This is a genomic window from Streptomyces chartreusis NRRL 3882, assembly GCF_900236475.1.
Taxonomy (GTDB): domain Bacteria; phylum Actinomycetota; class Actinomycetes; order Streptomycetales; family Streptomycetaceae; genus Streptomyces; species Streptomyces chartreusis_D.
Map to the genome: position 1 here is coordinate 3,442,320 of NZ_LT963352.1, position 15,322 is coordinate 3,457,641.

Below are 15,322 nucleotides of genomic sequence, written 5' to 3' on the forward strand. Positions count from 1 at the left end.
AATCATGAAGATCCACAAGTACGACACCGTCATCGTCGGCGCCGGTGGCGCCGGTATGCGCGCCGCCATCGAGTCGACGAAGCGCAGCCGCACCGCCGTGCTCACCAAGCTCTACCCCACCCGCTCCCACACGGGCGCCGCGCAGGGCGGCATGGCCGCCGCGCTGGCCAACGTGGAGGAGGACAACTGGGAGTGGCACACCTTCGACACGGTCAAGGGCGGTGACTACCTGGTCGACCAGGACGCCGCCGAGATCCTGGCGAAGGAGGCCATCGACTCCGTCCTCGACCTGGAGAAGATGGGCCTGCCGTTCAACCGCACTCCGAACGGCACCATCGACCAGCGCCGCTTCGGCGGTCACAGCCGGAACCACGGCGAGGCCCCGGTCCGCCGCTCCTGCTACGCGGCCGACCGCACCGGCCACATGATCCTCCAGACGCTGTACCAGAACTGCGTCAAGGAGGGCGTGGAGTTCTACAACGAGTTCTACGTCCTGGACCAGCTGATCACCGAGGTCGACGGCGTGAAGCGCTCGGCCGGTGTGGTGGCCTACGAGCTCGCCACCGGCGAGATCCACGTCTTCCAGGCGAAGGCCGTGATCTACGCGTCCGGCGGCTGCGGCAAGTTCTTCAAGGTGACGTCAAACGCGCACACGCTGACCGGTGACGGCCAGGCGGCCGTCTACCGCCGGGGCATCCCGCTGGAGGACATGGAGTTCTTCCAGTTCCACCCGACCGGCATCTGGCGCATGGGCATCCTCCTGACGGAGGGCGCCCGCGGTGAGGGCGGCATCCTCCGCAACAAGGACGGCGAGCGCTTCATGGAGAAGTACGCGCCGGTCATGAAGGACCTGGCGTCCCGTGACGTCGTGTCCCGCTCCATCTACACGGAGATCCGGGAAGGCCGCGGCTGCGGCCCCGAGGGCGACCACGTCTACCTCGACCTCACCCACCTCCCGCCGGAGCAGCTGGACGCCAAGCTGCCCGACATCACGGAGTTCGCGCGGACGTACCTCGGCATCGAGCCGTACACGGACCCGATCCCGATCCAGCCCACCGCGCACTACGCGATGGGCGGCATCCCGACGAACGTCGAGGGTGAGGTCCTGGCGGACAACACCACCGTCGTCCCGGGCCTGTACGCGGCCGGCGAGGTCGCCTGCGTGTCGGTGCACGGCGCGAACCGCCTCGGCACGAACTCGCTCCTGGACATCAACGTCTTCGGCAAGCGGGCCGGCATCGCCGCGGCCGAGTACTCCCAGACGGCGGACTTCGTCGAGCTGCCGGAGAACCCGGCCGAGTTCGTGATGGAGCAGGTGGAGCGGCTGCGTGACTCCACCGGCACCGAGCGCGTGACGACGCTGCGCCGTGAGCTGCAGGAGACCATGGACGCCAACGTCATGGTGTTCCGCACCGAGCAGACCATCAAGACGGCGGTCGAGAAGATCGCGGAGCTGCGCGAGCGCTACAAGAACGTCTCGATCCAGGACAAGGGCAAGCGGTTCAACACGGACCTGCTGGAGGCCATCGAGCTGGGTAACCTGCTCGACCTCGCCGAGGTCATGGCGGTCTCCGCGCTCGCCCGCAAGGAGTCCCGCGGCGGTCACTACCGCGAGGACTACCCGAACCGCGACGACGTCAACTTCATGCGGCACACCATGGCGTACCGCGAGGTCGGCGCCGACGGCTCCGAAACCGTCCGTCTCGACTACAAGCCGGTCGTCCAGACCCGCTACCAGCCGATGGAGCGTAAGTACTGATGGCTACCCCCGTTCTGGACAAGTCGGACGCGGCCGGAAAGCCCGAGCCCGGCTTCGCCGACTCCCCCTACATCACGGTCACCTTCCGCATCCGCCGGTTCAACCCGGAGGTCGCGGCGGAGGCCAGCTGGGAAGACTTCCAGCTGGAGATCGACCCGAAGGAGCGCGTCCTCGACGCCCTCCACAAGATCAAGTGGGACCTCGACGGCACGCTGACGTTCCGCCGCTCCTGCGCGCACGGCATCTGCGGCTCGGACGCGATGCGGATCAACGGCAAGAACCGCCTTGCCTGCAAGACGCTGATCAAGGACATCAACCCCGAGAAGCCGATCACGGTCGAGGCCATAAAGGGCCTGACGGTCCTGAAGGACCTGGTCGTGGACATGGAGCCGTTCTTCCAGGCGTACCGGGACGTCATGCCCTTCCTCATCACGAAGGACACGAACGAGCCCACGCGCGAGCGTCTGCAGTCGGCCGAGGACCGCGAGCGCTTCGACGACACGACGAAGTGCATCCTCTGCGCGGCCTGCACCACGTCGTGCCCGGTCTTCTGGAACGACGGCCAGTACTTCGGCCCGGCCGCGATCGTCAACGCGCACCGCTTCATCTTCGACTCGCGTGACGAGGCGGGCGAACAGCGCCTGGAGATCCTCAACGACCGCGACGGCGTCTGGCGCTGCCGCACGACCTTCAACTGCACGGACGCCTGCCCGCGCGGCATCGAGGTCACGAAGGCGATCGCCGAGGTGAAGCGAGCGCTGATCACGCGCCGCTACTGAGGCCGTCTGCCGTACGGCTGTGAGGGCCCTGTTTCCGCTGGAAACAGGGCCCTCGGGCATATGCCACACTCACGGGTGAACATGGCTGCGAAGGACGCAATGACGTCGTCCGACCTACGATGATGCTCTCGACACCAGCCCCCAGGAGGCACCTGATGTCCGCAGCTTCCGTCGAGCAGCCCTTCCACCAAGAAGAGCCGGTCACCCTGACGACCATCGCCGACGAGATCATGGAGCGCCATCCGGGCTACCGCGTCGAGATCATCGCAGGCCATCTCCTCGTGACCCCGTCCTCGGATGCTCCCCACGCCCGTGCACTGACCAAGCTCATGCGCCCGTTCATCGCGGCAGGACTGGACGACGGCGAAACCGAGGTCCTTCAGAACGTCGGGCTCTGGCTGCCCACCGGCGCCGAGGACTACGCCATCCCGGACCTCGTGGTGGTGGACGCCGACATCGACGACCACTTCGTCGAGAACAACGCGTACGACCCGGCCTGTTTCCGTCTCGTCCTGGAGGTCACCTCCGGGAACTGGAAGGACGACCTCAAGACCAAGGTCGCCGCCTACGCCGACGCCAAGGTGCCCGTCTACGTCATCGTCGACCGCAAGCACCAGCGCCTTCACGTCCTCACCGACCCGGCCGGGAATGGGTACGAGAACCACCGTCCTCACGCCCCTGGCGAGATCGTCACCCTCCCCGACTCCATCGGCGCCAAGGTCACCTTGGACGTTGCTGAAATCCTGAAGGCAGGCCAAGCGAAAAAGGTCGCGTGACCCGATCCGGACAGAAACGGAACGTGACCGGCCACTTAAGGCTCGGCACCTGTCACGGCTGTAACTCCCGTGGCCAGACTGCCGCATGGCATACCTCAGAAGGGCCGCCGCAGCGCTGCTGGCCACGGCTTCCGCGCTGCTCACGGCATCCCCCACCGCCTCGGCGGCACCCTCCCCGGTCCTCGCCCGGGAGAGCTTCGACCGCCTCCCCCTCGGCCCGGTCGCCCAAGGCCGCGACTGGACCTCGGACACCTCCGACGGCACACTGACCGTCACCCGCGCCTCCACCGGCCACGGCCGTGAACTCCGCATCCGCACCGAGGGCAACGGCCGCGCCTTCCTGGTGTTCCCACACCTGGCTCCCCCCGGCAACAGCTTCTGGGCCCGGATGCGGCTGAGGGTGGACGCGTTCCCGACCGCCCCCGACTGGGCGCACTGGACCCTTGCGGAGGCCTCCGGCCGGGACTCCCCGACCTTGGTCCGTCCGCTCGGCGGCCAGTACGTGCCCACGGAGAAGCGCAACTTCTACGGTGTCGGCTCCGACCTCGGACCGACCGGGGACTGGACCGCGTGGAAGACCTCCGCGCCGGCGACGGCGGGTAAGTGGAGCTGCGTCGAGTTCCATCTGGACGCCAGGGACAACCGCGTCACGGTCTACTTCGACGGCGTACCCCAGCCCGACCTGACCGTCTCAACCGACCAGCACGGCGGTACGTCCGGTCCGTTCGTCTTCCCTGCCTTCGAACAGCTCAAGCTGGGCTGGCAGTTGTACCAGGCGGACCCGAGCCCGTCGTCGTACGAGGTCCGGCTGGACGACATCGCGCTGAGCACGCGGAGGATCGGGGGCTGCGCGGCCTGAGGGGCCGGCCCACGTGTTGAACATGTTCAAAAACAGGTCTAGAGTCATCCCCGACAGCGTTTTGAACGTGTTCAAGAAGGGTGGGGGCAATGGACCGCACGGTCATCGCCTACGTCATTTACCTGCTGGTCAGCATCGGTCTGACCATCTGGGTGGCCCGCACGCTCAGCCGGAACGGGAGGATCTTCCTCGCCGACGTACTGCACGGCAACGAGAAGCTCGCCGACGCCGTCAACCACCTCCTGGTGGTCGGCTTCTACCTCGTCAACCTCGGGTTCGTCGCGCTGTATCTGAGCGGTGACGAGACCATCACCGACACGCGCGGCGTCTTCGAGGCCCTGTCGACCAAGGTCGGCGTGGTGCTGCTGGTCCTCGGCGTGATGCACCTGGGCAACGTCTACGTGCTCAACCGGATCCGGCGGCGCGGTGCCATGGAGCGCGAGCAGGTACCGCCGGTGCCGCCGCAGGGCTGGGCCGCCCCGCAGGCGCAGGCCTGAGCGGAGAGCGGCATGAACGCCACCGCACCGGTCCGCCGGCTCACCGTCCTGTACGACGCCGAGTGCTCCCTGTGCGCGTTCCTGCGGGACTGGCTCCTGCGGCAACCGAAGCTGGTGCCGCTGGAGCTGGTCCCGGCCGGTTCCGAGGAGGCCCGGGGGCGGTTTCCCGGCCTCGACCACGGCGCCACCCTCGACGAGATCACCGTCGTCGGCGACGCCGGGCAGGTCTACCGGGGCCCCGCCGCCTGGATCGTCACCCTGTGGGCGCTGCGCGAGCACCGTCCGCTCGCCCACCGGCTCAGCACCCCGTCCGGCGCCCGGCTCGCGAGGGGCGCGGTGCTGGCCGCCGCCAAGTGGCGCGGCGCGCAGTGGAACCGGGGGCAGGGAGGCAGGGCGCCGGGAGGCGGGGCGCAGTGGGGCCAGGCTCAGTGGGGCGGCCGGGTGTACCGGCGGGCGGACGGGTGGGCGTACCACCCGGACCTCGGCTGGACCTACACCGCGCCGGGCTGCGCCGACGGCACCTGCGCCCCTCGCCGGGCGCCGGGGCGCTGACGTTAGGCTCTCTTCCCGTGTCCGCGAAGAACGACGGCCCCGACGACGGCGCCACCCCGACCAAGTCCGAGCAGACCCGCGCCCTGATCCTGGAGACGGCCATGCGGCTGTTCCAGGAGCGCGGCTACGACAAGACGACGATGCGGGCCATCGCCAAGGAGGCCGGGGTCTCCGTCGGCAACGCGTACTACTACTTCGAGGGCAAGGAGCACCTGATCCAGGGCTTCTACGACCGGATCGCCGCCGAGCACCAGGTGGCGGTCCGGGAGATCCTGGACCGGGAGAGCGATCTGGAGGCCCGGCTCGCGGGTGTGCTGCGGGCGTGGCTGGACATCGCCGCGCCGTACCACGAGTTCGCGGTGCAGTTCTTCAAGAACGCCGCCGATCCGGACAGCCCGCTCAGCCCCTTCTCCCCGGAGTCGGAGCACGCGCGTGAGGAGGCCATCAGCGTCCACCGGGAGGTGCTGGCCGGGGCGACGAAGACCAAGGTGGCCGAGGAACTGCGGGACATCCTGCCCGAGTTGATGTGGCTGTCCCAGATGGGCCTCGTCCTGTACTGGATCTTCGACCGGACCGAGGGCCGGGAACGCAGCTACCGGCTCGCCGAGCGCGGGGCCCGGCTCACCGCGCGTGGAGTCGCACTGGCCCGCTTCCGGGTGCTGCGGCCGCTGGTGCGCGAGGTGCACGAACTGTTCACGGACTTCCTGCCGGGGATGACCCGGGCGATCCCGGACCCGGCCGCGCGCCGGACCGACTCCCAGAGCACCGGCCCTGGAGCGGCGTGAGGCTCCCTAGAGCCGCGTGAGGCTCCAGAGGCGGAACACGCCCGTGCCGTCCGACAGGTACTGGCCGCCGCCGATGTCCTCGGTGGTGACGACGTACTCCTTCGCCTGCCACAGCGGCAGCACCGGCACGTCCTGGGCGACGGTCTGCTGCACCGACTGGAAGTCCCGGTCGGCCTCGCCGCGGTCGGCGTAGCGCTGGCTGTCCTGGATGAGCCGGTCGACGGTCTTGCTGCTGTAGCCGGTCTTCATGGCGCTGCCGGTACCGACGAGCGCGGCTCCGAAGGTGTCCGGGTCGGGGAAGTCGGCGACCCAGCCGACGGCGTACGCGTCGAGCTTGCCGCTCGCCCAGCGCTTCTGGAAGTCGGTCCACTCGTAGCCCTTGAGGGTGACCTTGAACAGGCCGCTCGCCTCCAGCTCCCGCTTGATCTCGGCGGCCTCCTGCGCACCGGCGCCACGGCCCTTGGCGTAGCCGTAGGTGAAGCGGACCGGCAGGGTCACGCCGGCCTGGGTGAGCAGCTGCCGTGCCTTCTTCGGGTCCTGGCGCGGGTAGTCGTCGAAGAATGAGGCGGTGTGCCCGGTGAGGCCCGCCGGGATCAGGGAGTACAGCGGGTCGACGGTGCCGTCGTAGACGTTGGCGGCCAGCCGCTCGCGGTCGATGAGCCAGGCCATGGCCTGCCGGACCTTCGGGTCGTGCAGGGGCTTGCCCGCACGGGTGTTGAAGTACAGGTTGCGGGTCTCGGAGCTCTCCGACTCGAAGACGCGCTGCGCGGGATCGCTCGGGTTCAGGCCGGCGAGGACCGCGGGCGGCAGCTGGTCGGTCGTGACCTCGACGCGCTTGTCCTGCCACGCGGCGTCCAGGGCGGCGGGGGTGGGGTAGTAGCGCAGTTCGACGGGCCGGCCCGCGCCGCCCTTGACGGCACCCTGGTAGCGGCTGTTGGGCGCGAGGACCGCCGAGGCGTCCTTCGTGTAGGAGGTCAGGGTGTACGGGCCGGTGCCGTCGACACCGCTGCCGGTGCGCAGCTTGTCGGCCGGGTACGCGGTGTGGTCGACGATCGAGCCCGCGCCGGTCGCCACCTTGAACGGGAACGTGGCGTCGGGCGAGGACAGGTGGAAGGTGACGGTCAGCCCGTCGGCGTCCACGGAACGGAGGGTGTCGAGCAGGGGGGCCGGGCCGACCGGGGAGTTGATCTTCATGATCCGGTCGAAGGAGTACTTCACGTCCTCGCCGGTCATCTTCCGGCCGCTCGGGAAGGTGAGGCCGGAGCGCAGTTCGCAGCGGTACGTGGTCAGGTCGCCGTCGGCGAACGCGCAGCTCCTGGCCGCGTCGGGTACGGGTGCGGTGCCGCCCGGGGCGAAGGTGAGCAGCGACTGGAAGACGTTGCTGAACAGCGCCCAGGAACCGGCGTCGTAGGCGCCGGCCGGGTCGAGCGACGTGACGGCGTCCGTCGTGCCGACCGTGATGGTCGTGCCGTCCTTCTTCGACGGCACGAGCTGCCAGGCGCCCACCCCCGCTGCCGCCAGGACGAGCAGTCCCGCGAGTATCCGCATGCGAACCGATCGCATCGGCCTTGCCCTCCCAGGCCCGTGGGCCCTTGTGCCAGTGCCACACCCCTTTGTGGCGGCCTCACCCAATCACAGGTGTTTGAGCTGGCGGAAGGGAGATCTGACGAGTTGGGAAAGAACTTACCGATGGGCGTTTCCGTCCGGTTTCACAGCGCTCTCACAGGGTCAGGCCTGTCGCGACGCCAGCTCGATCAGGGTGATGTCCGACGGTGCCCCCACCCGGGTGGGCGGGCCCCAGGCGCCCGCGCCGCGTGAGACGTAGAGCTGGGTGTCGCCGTAGCGCTCCAGGCCCGCGACGGTCGGGTTCGCGGCGGCCGCGATGAGGTTGCCGGGCCAGAGCTGGCCGCCGTGGGTGTGGCCGGAGAGCTGGAGGTCGACGCCGTGCTCGACGGCGTCGTGGATCTGCACGGGCTGGTGGGCGAGCAGCACGCACGCGCGTGCCGTGTCCCGGTCGCCGAGGGCCCTGGCGTAGTCGGGGCCCTGGCCCTCGTCCTCGCCTGCGACGTCGTTGACCCCGGCCAGGTCGAAGTACGGCATCTCCCTGCGGGCGTTCTCCAGGGGGGTGAGGCCGAGGCGGCGGACCTCCTCGACCCACTGCTCGGCGCCGGAGAAGTACTCGTGGTTCCCGGTGACGAAGTAGGACCCGTGACGGGCCTTCAGCTGGGCCAGCGGGGCCGCCGCGGGGCCAAGGTCCTTCACGCTGCCGTCGACCAGGTCGCCGACGACCGCGATCAGGTCGGGCTGGGTCGCGTTGATCGTGTCGACGACCTTCTGTGCGAAGCCGCGGCCCAGGACCGGGCCGAGGTGTACGTCGCTGACCACGGCGATCCGGTACCCGTGCGCGGCGCGCGGCAGTTTGGCCAGCGGCACGGTGACCCGCTTCACCTTGGGCCCACGCAGCACGCCGTACGTCCCGTACCCCACGGTCCCGACAGCGGCGGCCGCGGCGGCCCCGGCGACGACCCGGGAGACGAAGAGACGGCGGGACGGGCCGGTGGGGGTGGAGACGGTGGTGTCGGGGGTGGCGGGGGCGGGGTCGTCCTGGGGGTGCGGGGCGGTGGCGGAAGCGGTAACCGCACCGCCGGACGCACCGGCGCCGGGCGCCCCGGCGCGTTCGGCCTGCGGCACGGCCGCCGTCGTCGAAGCCGTCACTCCGCCAGGCACACCGGCAACGTCCGGCCGTGGCCCGGCCTCCGGCGAGGCCGTCACTCCGCTTCGCACGCCGGCGTCGCTCTCCGCCCGCTCCCCAGCCGCCGTCGTCGCCGAAGCAGTCGTCCCGCCGGGCATCCCGGCACCGTCCGCCTGCGGCACGGTCGCAGTCGCCGAGGCCGTCGCTCCGCCGCGCGCACCAGCGACGCCCTCCCCCGGTGAACCGGCGGCTGTCGCGGAAGCCGTCACTCCGCCAGGCACGCCGGTGCCGCGGTCCGTCCCCGGACCAGTCGCCGTCACCACCGGCCCGTGCTCCGGGCCCGCCGCCTTCGTCCTCGCCCGCCGCGCCAGGAACCACCGCAGCAGCGGCCGTACGAACTCTCCCGCCACGACCGCCAGCAGCAGGTATATCGACAGGGCCAGCCACAGGAAGCCCGGCCAGGCGAGGACCTGCTGGAGCCAGAAGGGGACGCCGGTGCGTTCGGCGACCAGGGCCGTGATCGCGAGGAGCCAGCCGCCGGCGATCAGGGCCGCGCCCGCGCGGCGGGTGAGGCCCGGGCCGCGGGTCGTGTCGCGGAAGAGGCGTCGCCACACGTACCAGTTGGCCGTCACGATGACGGCCAGGACGAGGGTTGCGACGAGTACGAAGACGATGGCCACGGTGTCGTGTCTCCCGATTGCCGTTATGACGTCCGGCGCAGTGCGCGCAGACCACGCAACCCGATGGCCCCGATGGCCGTCCCCAATACGAAGGAAACGACAGCGAGCAGCAGGTGCACCCAGAAGTACGCCGTGGGATGACCGTCGTCGAAGGCGAGCCCACTGCTGTCCTTGACGAGGTTTTTGACGAAAGTGATCCAGATGACCCAGCTCCACACCCCGAAGGCGAGCAGGAACCAGGAGACGGGGCGGCTGAGCTTCATGCACCCAGTATCGCCAGAGCGTGTCCGGTTCCGTTCGCGGGGTGGGGGCGCAGGCGGGACTTCCCTGCGTACTGCATGTACGTTTCCGACCGTGCCCGCACCGAAGAAGACCGCCAGGCGATACCTGCTGGTCACCTCCGCCGTCCTGTCGTCCCTCGCCCTGGCCGCGCCCGCCGCCGTCGCGGCCCCGAGCCCCTCGGGCAGTCCGTCGGCGAGCCCGTCGGCCACTCCCCCGGCGTCGATGTCGACCGTGGGCGGCGCCCGGCTCGGACAGCCGGGCACGCAGGTGAACCTCGCGAGCGGCGTGCCGGTGCTGCCGAAGGACGTGAGCGCCCGCTCCTGGATCGTCGCCGACGCCGAGTCCGGTGACGTGCTGGCCTCGCACAACGCGCACTGGCGGCTGGCCCCCGCGAGCACGCTCAAGATGCTGTTCGCGGACACGCTGCTGCCGAAGTTCCCGAGGACGTCCAAGCACAAGGTCGTCCCCGCCGACCTGGCGGGCATCGGCTCGGGGTCCAGCCTGGTCGGGATAAAGGAGGACGAGACCTACACCGTCCACGACCTGTGGCTCGGCGTCTTCCTGCGCTCCGGCAACGACGCCGTGCACGTGCTGTCGGCGATGAACAAGGGCGTCGACAACACCGTCAAGGAGATGAACGAGCACGCCGAGGAGCTCCAGGCCCTCGACACGCACGTCGTCAGCCCGGACGGCTATGACGCCGAGGGGCAGGTCTCGTCGGCGTACGACCTGACGCTGATCGCGCGCTCGGGGTTGCAGAAGAAGGACTTCCGGGAGTACTGCTCGACGGTCCGCGCGAAGTTCCCGGGCCAGACGAAGAAGGGCAAGAAGGGCAAGACGGTCCGCGAGTCCTTCGAGATCCAGAACACCAACCGGCTGCTGAGCGGCGACGCGGACCTGCCCGTCTACCAGGGCATCGCCGGCGTCAAGAACGGCAACACCACCAACGCGGGCGCCACCTTCACCGGTGTCGCCGAGCGGGACGGCAAGGTGCTGCTGGTGACCGTGATGAACCCCCAGAAGCCGGAGCACAACGAGGTCTACAAGGAGACCGCGCGGCTGTTCGACTGGGGCTTCAAGGCCGCCGGGAAGGTGCAGCCGGTGGGCGAGCTGGTGCCGCCGAAGAGCGCCGCGCAGGCCAGTTCCCAGCCCGGCGTGAACCCCTCCGGTGAGTCCGGCGGCTCCGGGAGCGGCGCGGGCGGCACGGCCGGGACCGGTTCGAAGCCGGTGGCCAGCGCCCCGGCCGCGGACGGCTCCAGCGGCATCGGTATCGCGCTCGGCATCACCGGCGGGGTGCTGGTACTGCTCGCGGGCGGCGCGTTCCTGGTCAACCGCCGTTGGCCGCTGCCGGATCTGGTGCGCCGCCGGACTCGCCCGTGACGCCCGGGACTTCGTCCTCCTCCTTGCTCTGCGTCGCCGTCCAGGAGGCGCAGAACAGCACCAGTTTCGAGGTGAAGTTGATCCACAGCAGCAGCGCGACGGGCACGCCGAACGCGCCGTACATGCTCTTCCCGGCCACGCCCTGCAAATAGCCGCTGAGCAGCAGCTTCAGCAGCTCGAAGCCGACCGCGCCGGTCAGCGCCGCGACGAGCAGACGGTGACGCGTGGGCTCCACGCCGGGCAGCAGTGTCAGGACGTAGAGCAGGAGCAGGAAGTCGGCGAGTACGGCGATCAGGAACGCGGCGATGTGCAGCAGGACTCCGCTCCAGCCGCCTTCGTCGATGCCCAGGTGCCGGGTGATCCAGCCGATCATCGCGGAGGCGACGGTGGAGGCGGCGATGGTGACGAGGAGCGCGCCGCCGAGGCCGATCAGGACGCCCGCGTCCTTGGCGTAGCGCAGGACCGGGTTCTCCTCCTCGGCGGGCAGCTCCCACACCGCGCGCAGGCACTCGCGCATCGAGCCGGCCCAGCTGACGCCGGTGAAGAACAGCAGGGCGCCGGCGATGAGGCCGATCGTGCCGGCGTTGTCCACCAGGCCTGCGATGTCCAGCTGGTCGGAGATGCCGGGCACCTGCTCGGCGAGCTTGTCCTGCAGCTTGTGCTGCTGCTCCGTGCTGAGCGTGGCGGCGGCGATGGTGGCGGACACCGTCAGCAGCGGGAACAGCGCGACGAAGCTCGTGAAGGTCATCGCGGCGGCCAGCCGTGTCCACTTCACGCGGTCCAGTCGCTCGTACGACCGCCACGCGTGGGTGATCATCAGCCGCTCCGCGAACGGCCCGACGACCGGGAGCCTTTTCAGCCAGTCCATGATCCGACTCTGCCCTCCGCCCGGAAGACCCATGTACGGGTACCCCAGAACCGCAGAATCGTGGCCAGTGCCATGCCGATGACCGCGCCGGAGACGGTGTCCGCGCGCTGCGAGGTGAGTCCGAGGCCGTAGTGGCTGACGGCCAGGCACAGCAGTTGTACGGCGGCCCCGGCGAGGTTCACCAGGAAGAAGACGGCGTACGGGCGCAGGCCCCGGACCCGCGTGTTCCGGTAGGTGCCGAGGGCGTTGCCCGCATAGGCGACCGAGCAGGCGGCCAGGAAGGACAGGGCCTTCGCGGTGAGCGGGCCGAGTCCGGCGGGCCCGCGCAGGCATGTGAAGAGGGCCAGGTCGACGGCGTAGGCGAGGAGACCGACGGCGGCGAAACCCAGGAGCTCACGGCGGCAGGGGGCCGTGGGGCCCGACCACGCGCGCGTGGTCACCAATTGGCCACCGCCAGGCCGTACATCGCCACCCATACCAGGCCGATGAGGGCGAGTGCCCGGTCGCGCAGGACGACGTCCTCGGGTTCGCCTGCCGTGCCGCGGTCGGCGAAGACGGCGTACCGGAGGATCGCGAGGACGAAGGCGACCATGGACAGCTGCCGCCAGGGCAGCACGCTGGTGTGCGGGACGCCGCCCTCCTCCATGGCCCACAGGCAGTAGCCGAGGACGGCGACACCGGCGGCGAGCTGCCAGACGAAGCGGAGGTAGCCGGTGGTGTACTCGGTGAGCAACGCGCGTGTGGCGCCCGCCGTTCCGGCCATCTGCACGGCTTCGGAGTAGCGCTTGGCCGACACCATGAACAGCGCGCCGAAGCCGGTCGTGATCAGGAACCAGCGCGACAGCGGGATGCCGAGGGCGAGCCCGCCGATCATCGCCCGCATCAGGAAGCCGGTCGTGACGACGACGAGGTCGACGACGAGGACGTGCTTGAGGCTGACGCAGTAGGCCAGTTGCATGCCCAGGTAGGCGGTCAGCAGGGCGGCGACGGCCGGGGAGCAGACCCAGAGCGCGGCGGCGGGCGCGAGGACGGCGAGGCCGCCGCCGACGGCGTAGGCGAGAGGCACGGGGACCTGCCCGGCGGCCACCGGGCGGTGCCGCTTGGTGGGGTGGACGCGGTCGGCGTCGGCGTCTCGGGCGTCGTTGACGAGGTAGACGGCGGCGGCGCAGGCGGTGAAGAGGAGGAAGACGAGGGCGAGTTGGATCAGGGCGTGCCGGGAGAAGAGCTCGCCGGCGGCCGCCGGGGCGGCGGCCACCAGGACGTTCTTCACCCACTGCTTGGGACGCGCGGTCCGGAGGAGGCCGGCCAGGAGACCGCCCTTGCGGGGTGCCGCGGGCCGCTCCTCGTGGCCGCGCTGCCGCAGGATGGCCGTCTCAGTCATGGTGGGCCGCTCCCTTCATCCAGCGGGCGCCGAGCCGGGCCGTGAGCGCGCCGAGGGCCGCGCCCGCCGCGACGTCCGAGGGGTAGTGGACGCCCGCCACCAGCCGCGAGACGCACACGGCGGCGGCGAGCGGCGGGACGGCGCGCGCTCCCAGGGCGCCGAAGGCGACGGCGGCGGCAGCGGCGGAGGTGGCGTGCGAGCTGGGGAAGGAGTGCCGGCCGGCGGTGCGCACCAGGGGCTCGACGTGTGCGGGGCGCGGGCGGCGCACGACCCGCTTCACCCCCATGCTGACGAGGTGCGCCCCCGCGGTGAGCGCCGTCCCGCGCAGCCAGGCGCCGCGTCTCCTGCCGTCGACGGCGGCTCCGGCGAGCCCCGCCGCCAGCCACAGCGCCGCGTGCTCACCCGCCCAGGACAGGGCGCGTGCGGCGCCTGCCACGCGCGGGTCGGTGCCGCACGCCCTGAGCGCCGAAACGATCCGGTGGTCCATGTCGTGCAGGTCGTCGAGGTCGTCCATGTGGACTCACTGTTCACGCCCACCTGGCCTGAACTCCGGCAATATTGAGCGACATCCCATTAATCACCCGTTTCGGGGAGGGCTGCCATGTTCTCTAACTAATAGCTCACATGGGGGCGATACGGTCACGAACATGTCTGCCGACACCGATTCCGTCCCGGACGTCACGGGCCTGGACCACACCACCGTCACCGGCTGGGGCCGCACCGCTCCCACCGCCGCCCGGCTGATCCGCCCGCGGACGTACGAGGAGGCCGCGGCGGCCGTCCGCGACTGCGGGGCGCGCGGCGGGATCCCCCGGGGCCTGGGACGGGCGTACGGGGACGCGGCGCAGAACGCGGGCGGGTCCGTGCTCGACATGACGGGCCTGGACCGCGTCCACGCGATCGACGCAGACGGCGGCACCGTGCTGTGCGACGCGGGCGTCTCCCTGCACCGGCTGATGGAGGTGCTGTTGCCGCTCGGCTGGTTCGTGCCGGTCACCCCGGGCACGCGCTACGTCACCGTCGGCGGGGCGATCGGCGCCGACATCCACGGCAAGAACCACCACGTCTCGGGCTCCTTCGCGCGCCACGTGCTGGCCCTCGAACTGCTCACCGCCGACGGCGAGATCCGCACGGTGATCCCCGGCACGCCCCTGTTCGACGCCACCGCGGGCGGCATGGGACTGACCGGGGTGATCCTCACCGCGACGATCCGGCTCCAGCCGGTCCAGACCTCGCTGATGTCGGTCGACACCGAACGCGCGGCGGATCTCGACGACCTGATGGCCCGGCTGGCGGCCACCGACCAGCGCTACCGCTACTCGGTCGCCTGGGTCGACCTGCTGGCCCGGGGCGCCGCCACCGGCCGCGCGGTGCTCACCCGCGGCGACCACGCCCCCCTGGACGCCCTCCCCGCCCGCCTGCGCCGGGACCCGCTGTCCTTCCGCACGCCCCGCTTGCCGTCCGCCGCCGTCCTCCCCGAGGGCCTGCTCAGCCGCACGACCGTGGGCCTCTTCAACGAGCTCTGGTACCACAAGGCCCCCCGCTCGCGGTCCGGCCAACTCCAGCGCATCTCCGCCTTCTTCCACCCCCTCGACGGCGTCCCCCACTGGAACCGCGTCTACGGCCGGAGCGGTTTCGTGCAGTACCAGTTCGTCGTCGGCTACGGCCAGGAGGACGCCCTGCGCCGCATCGTGCGCCGCATCTCGGAGCGCCGCTGCCCGTCCTTCCTGGCGGTCCTCAAGCGCTTCGGGGAGTCCGACCCGGGCTGGCTGTCCTTCCCGGTCCCCGGCTGGACGCTGGCGCTGGACATCCCGGCGGGCCTGCCCGGCCTCGGCGCGTTCCTCGACGAACTCGACGAGGAGGTCGCCACCGCCGGCGGACGCGTCTACCTCGCCAAGGACGCCCGGCTGCGCCCGGAACTGCTCGCGGTCATGTACCCACGGCTGGACGACTTCCGGGCGCTGCGGGCGGAACTGGATCCGCACGGGGTCTTCACGTCCGATCTGTCCCGCCGCCTCAGCCTCTAGCGCAG

Annotated in this window: 16 protein-coding genes; 9 read left to right on the forward strand and 7 right to left on the reverse strand. The window is 70.7% G+C overall.

Translation table 11 applies throughout. The annotated features are described in order from the left end of the window. The first annotated feature begins 4 nt into the window (after positions 1 to 4). The 7 genes from sdhA to SCNRRL3882_RS15310 all read left to right on the forward strand — a co-directional run bounded on the left by sdhA (position 5) and on the right by SCNRRL3882_RS15310 (position 6,007). A complete protein-coding gene (sdhA, locus tag SCNRRL3882_RS15280; protein WP_010047071.1) occupies positions 5 to 1,759 on the forward strand; it encodes a succinate dehydrogenase flavoprotein subunit in 1,755 nt (584 codons plus the stop codon). Beyond that, on the forward strand, positions 1,759 to 2,538 hold the full coding sequence (locus SCNRRL3882_RS15285; protein ID WP_010047069.1) for a succinate dehydrogenase iron-sulfur subunit: 780 nt from the start codon (positions 1,759 to 1,761) through the stop codon (positions 2,536 to 2,538). Before sdhA ends, SCNRRL3882_RS15285 begins: the two co-directional genes overlap by 1 nt. A 155-nt stretch (positions 2,539 to 2,693) precedes the next feature. Then, positions 2,694 to 3,314 carry a Uma2 family endonuclease gene (locus SCNRRL3882_RS15290; protein ID WP_010047067.1) on the forward strand — a complete coding sequence of 207 codons (621 nt, stop codon included), beginning with the start codon at positions 2,694 to 2,696 and terminating at the stop codon, positions 3,312 to 3,314. 85 nt (positions 3,315 to 3,399) lie between these two features. Next, entirely contained in the window at positions 3,400 to 4,173 is a 774-nt protein-coding gene (locus SCNRRL3882_RS15295) for a hypothetical protein (RefSeq protein ID WP_010047065.1), read from the forward strand. 89 nt (positions 4,174 to 4,262) lie between these two features. Then, on the forward strand, positions 4,263 to 4,670 hold the full coding sequence (locus tag SCNRRL3882_RS15300) for a membrane protein (protein WP_010047061.1): 408 nt from the start codon (positions 4,263 to 4,265) through the stop codon (positions 4,668 to 4,670). Between the two features lie 12 nt (positions 4,671 to 4,682). Beyond that, on the forward strand, positions 4,683 to 5,222 hold the full coding sequence (locus SCNRRL3882_RS15305; RefSeq protein ID WP_010047060.1) for a thiol-disulfide oxidoreductase DCC family protein: 540 nt from the start codon (positions 4,683 to 4,685) through the stop codon (positions 5,220 to 5,222). 17 nt (positions 5,223 to 5,239) lie between these two features. Continuing rightward, positions 5,240 to 6,007 carry a TetR/AcrR family transcriptional regulator gene (locus SCNRRL3882_RS15310; RefSeq protein WP_010047059.1) on the forward strand — a complete coding sequence of 256 codons (768 nt, stop codon included), beginning with the start codon at positions 5,240 to 5,242 and terminating at the stop codon, positions 6,005 to 6,007. A 6-nt stretch (positions 6,008 to 6,013) separates the two neighbouring features. Here the strand turns inward: SCNRRL3882_RS15310 and SCNRRL3882_RS15315 are convergent, their stop codons facing one another. The 3 genes from SCNRRL3882_RS15315 to SCNRRL3882_RS15325 form a co-directional block, all read right to left on the reverse strand. Next, positions 6,014 to 7,555, reverse strand: a complete 1,542-nt coding sequence (locus tag SCNRRL3882_RS15315; RefSeq protein ID WP_010047058.1) for an ABC transporter substrate-binding protein — start codon at positions 7,553 to 7,555, stop codon at positions 6,014 to 6,016. Between the two features lie 180 nt (positions 7,556 to 7,735). Then, positions 7,736 to 9,379: a metallophosphoesterase gene (locus SCNRRL3882_RS15320; RefSeq protein WP_010047057.1), complete on the reverse strand. Its 1,644-nt coding sequence runs from the start codon at positions 9,377 to 9,379 to the stop codon at positions 7,736 to 7,738. A 23-nt stretch (positions 9,380 to 9,402) separates the two neighbouring features. Beyond that, the gene (locus tag SCNRRL3882_RS15325) at positions 9,403 to 9,642 is read right to left on the reverse strand and encodes an SCO4848 family membrane protein (RefSeq protein WP_010047056.1); all 240 of its coding nucleotides are present in this window, start codon (positions 9,640 to 9,642) and stop codon (positions 9,403 to 9,405) included. Between the two features lie 91 nt (positions 9,643 to 9,733). On the opposite strand from SCNRRL3882_RS15325, the gene SCNRRL3882_RS15330 reads away from it, so the two are divergent. Then, positions 9,734 to 11,041: a D-alanyl-D-alanine carboxypeptidase family protein gene (locus tag SCNRRL3882_RS15330; RefSeq protein WP_010047055.1), complete on the forward strand. Its 1,308-nt coding sequence runs from the start codon at positions 9,734 to 9,736 to the stop codon at positions 11,039 to 11,041. Here the strand turns inward: SCNRRL3882_RS15330 and SCNRRL3882_RS15335 are convergent. The 4 genes from SCNRRL3882_RS15335 to SCNRRL3882_RS15350 are packed head-to-tail and all read right to left on the reverse strand — an operon-like array spanning position 10,989 to position 13,804. Then, complete coding sequence (locus SCNRRL3882_RS15335; RefSeq protein WP_010047054.1) at positions 10,989 to 11,909, reverse strand: YihY/virulence factor BrkB family protein; 921 nt, start codon at positions 11,907 to 11,909, stop codon at positions 10,989 to 10,991. The two genes, SCNRRL3882_RS15330 and SCNRRL3882_RS15335, sit on opposite strands and share 53 nt — an antisense overlap. After that, positions 11,897 to 12,385 (reverse strand): GtrA family protein, encoded by a 489-nt coding sequence (locus SCNRRL3882_RS15340; RefSeq protein WP_231911129.1) that lies wholly within the window; start codon positions 12,383 to 12,385, stop codon positions 11,897 to 11,899. Before SCNRRL3882_RS15340 ends, SCNRRL3882_RS15335 begins: the two co-directional genes overlap by 13 nt. Next, a complete protein-coding gene (locus SCNRRL3882_RS15345) occupies positions 12,346 to 13,290 on the reverse strand; it encodes a decaprenyl-phosphate phosphoribosyltransferase (protein WP_010047052.1) in 945 nt (314 codons plus the stop codon). The genes SCNRRL3882_RS15340 and SCNRRL3882_RS15345 overlap by 40 nt, the downstream gene beginning before the upstream one ends. After that, the gene (locus SCNRRL3882_RS15350) at positions 13,283 to 13,804 is read right to left on the reverse strand and encodes a phosphatase PAP2 family protein (RefSeq protein WP_010047051.1); all 522 of its coding nucleotides are present in this window, start codon (positions 13,802 to 13,804) and stop codon (positions 13,283 to 13,285) included. The genes SCNRRL3882_RS15345 and SCNRRL3882_RS15350 overlap by 8 nt, the downstream gene beginning before the upstream one ends. Before the next feature lie 133 nt (positions 13,805 to 13,937). Here SCNRRL3882_RS15350 and SCNRRL3882_RS15355 point away from each other — a divergent pair, with 133 nt between their 5' ends. Continuing rightward, entirely contained in the window at positions 13,938 to 15,317 is a 1,380-nt protein-coding gene (locus SCNRRL3882_RS15355) for an FAD-binding oxidoreductase (RefSeq protein WP_010047050.1), read from the forward strand. Positions 15,318 to 15,322 lie beyond the last annotated feature (5 nt).

Excerpts from the sequence above, each read along its gene's own strand:
- sdhA (WP_010047071.1), top strand. The coding sequence starts at position 5 with ATGAAGATCCACAAGTACGACACCGTCATCGTCGGCGCCGGTGGCGCC.
- SCNRRL3882_RS15285 (WP_010047069.1), top strand. The coding sequence starts at position 1,759 with ATGGCTACCCCCGTTCTGGACAAGTCGGACGCGGCCGGAAAGCCCGAG.
- SCNRRL3882_RS15290 (WP_010047067.1), top strand. The coding sequence starts at position 2,694 with ATGTCCGCAGCTTCCGTCGAGCAGCCCTTCCACCAAGAAGAGCCGGTC.
- SCNRRL3882_RS15295 (WP_010047065.1), top strand. The coding sequence starts at position 3,400 with ATGGCATACCTCAGAAGGGCCGCCGCAGCGCTGCTGGCCACGGCTTCC.
- SCNRRL3882_RS15300 (WP_010047061.1), top strand. The coding sequence starts at position 4,263 with ATGGACCGCACGGTCATCGCCTACGTCATTTACCTGCTGGTCAGCATC.
- SCNRRL3882_RS15305 (WP_010047060.1), top strand. The coding sequence starts at position 4,683 with ATGAACGCCACCGCACCGGTCCGCCGGCTCACCGTCCTGTACGACGCC.
- SCNRRL3882_RS15315 (WP_010047058.1), bottom strand. The coding sequence starts at position 7,555 with ATGCGGATACTCGCGGGACTGCTCGTCCTGGCGGCAGCGGGGGTGGGC.
- SCNRRL3882_RS15325 (WP_010047056.1), bottom strand. The coding sequence starts at position 9,642 with ATGAAGCTCAGCCGCCCCGTCTCCTGGTTCCTGCTCGCCTTCGGGGTG.
- SCNRRL3882_RS15335 (WP_010047054.1), bottom strand. The coding sequence starts at position 11,909 with ATGGACTGGCTGAAAAGGCTCCCGGTCGTCGGGCCGTTCGCGGAGCGG.
- SCNRRL3882_RS15340 (WP_231911129.1), bottom strand. The coding sequence starts at position 12,385 with ATGGGTGGCGATGTACGGCCTGGCGGTGGCCAATTGGTGACCACGCGC.
- SCNRRL3882_RS15345 (WP_010047052.1), bottom strand. The coding sequence starts at position 13,290 with ATGACTGAGACGGCCATCCTGCGGCAGCGCGGCCACGAGGAGCGGCCC.
- SCNRRL3882_RS15350 (WP_010047051.1), bottom strand. The coding sequence starts at position 13,804 with ATGGACGACCTCGACGACCTGCACGACATGGACCACCGGATCGTTTCG.
- SCNRRL3882_RS15355 (WP_010047050.1), top strand. The coding sequence starts at position 13,938 with ATGTCTGCCGACACCGATTCCGTCCCGGACGTCACGGGCCTGGACCAC.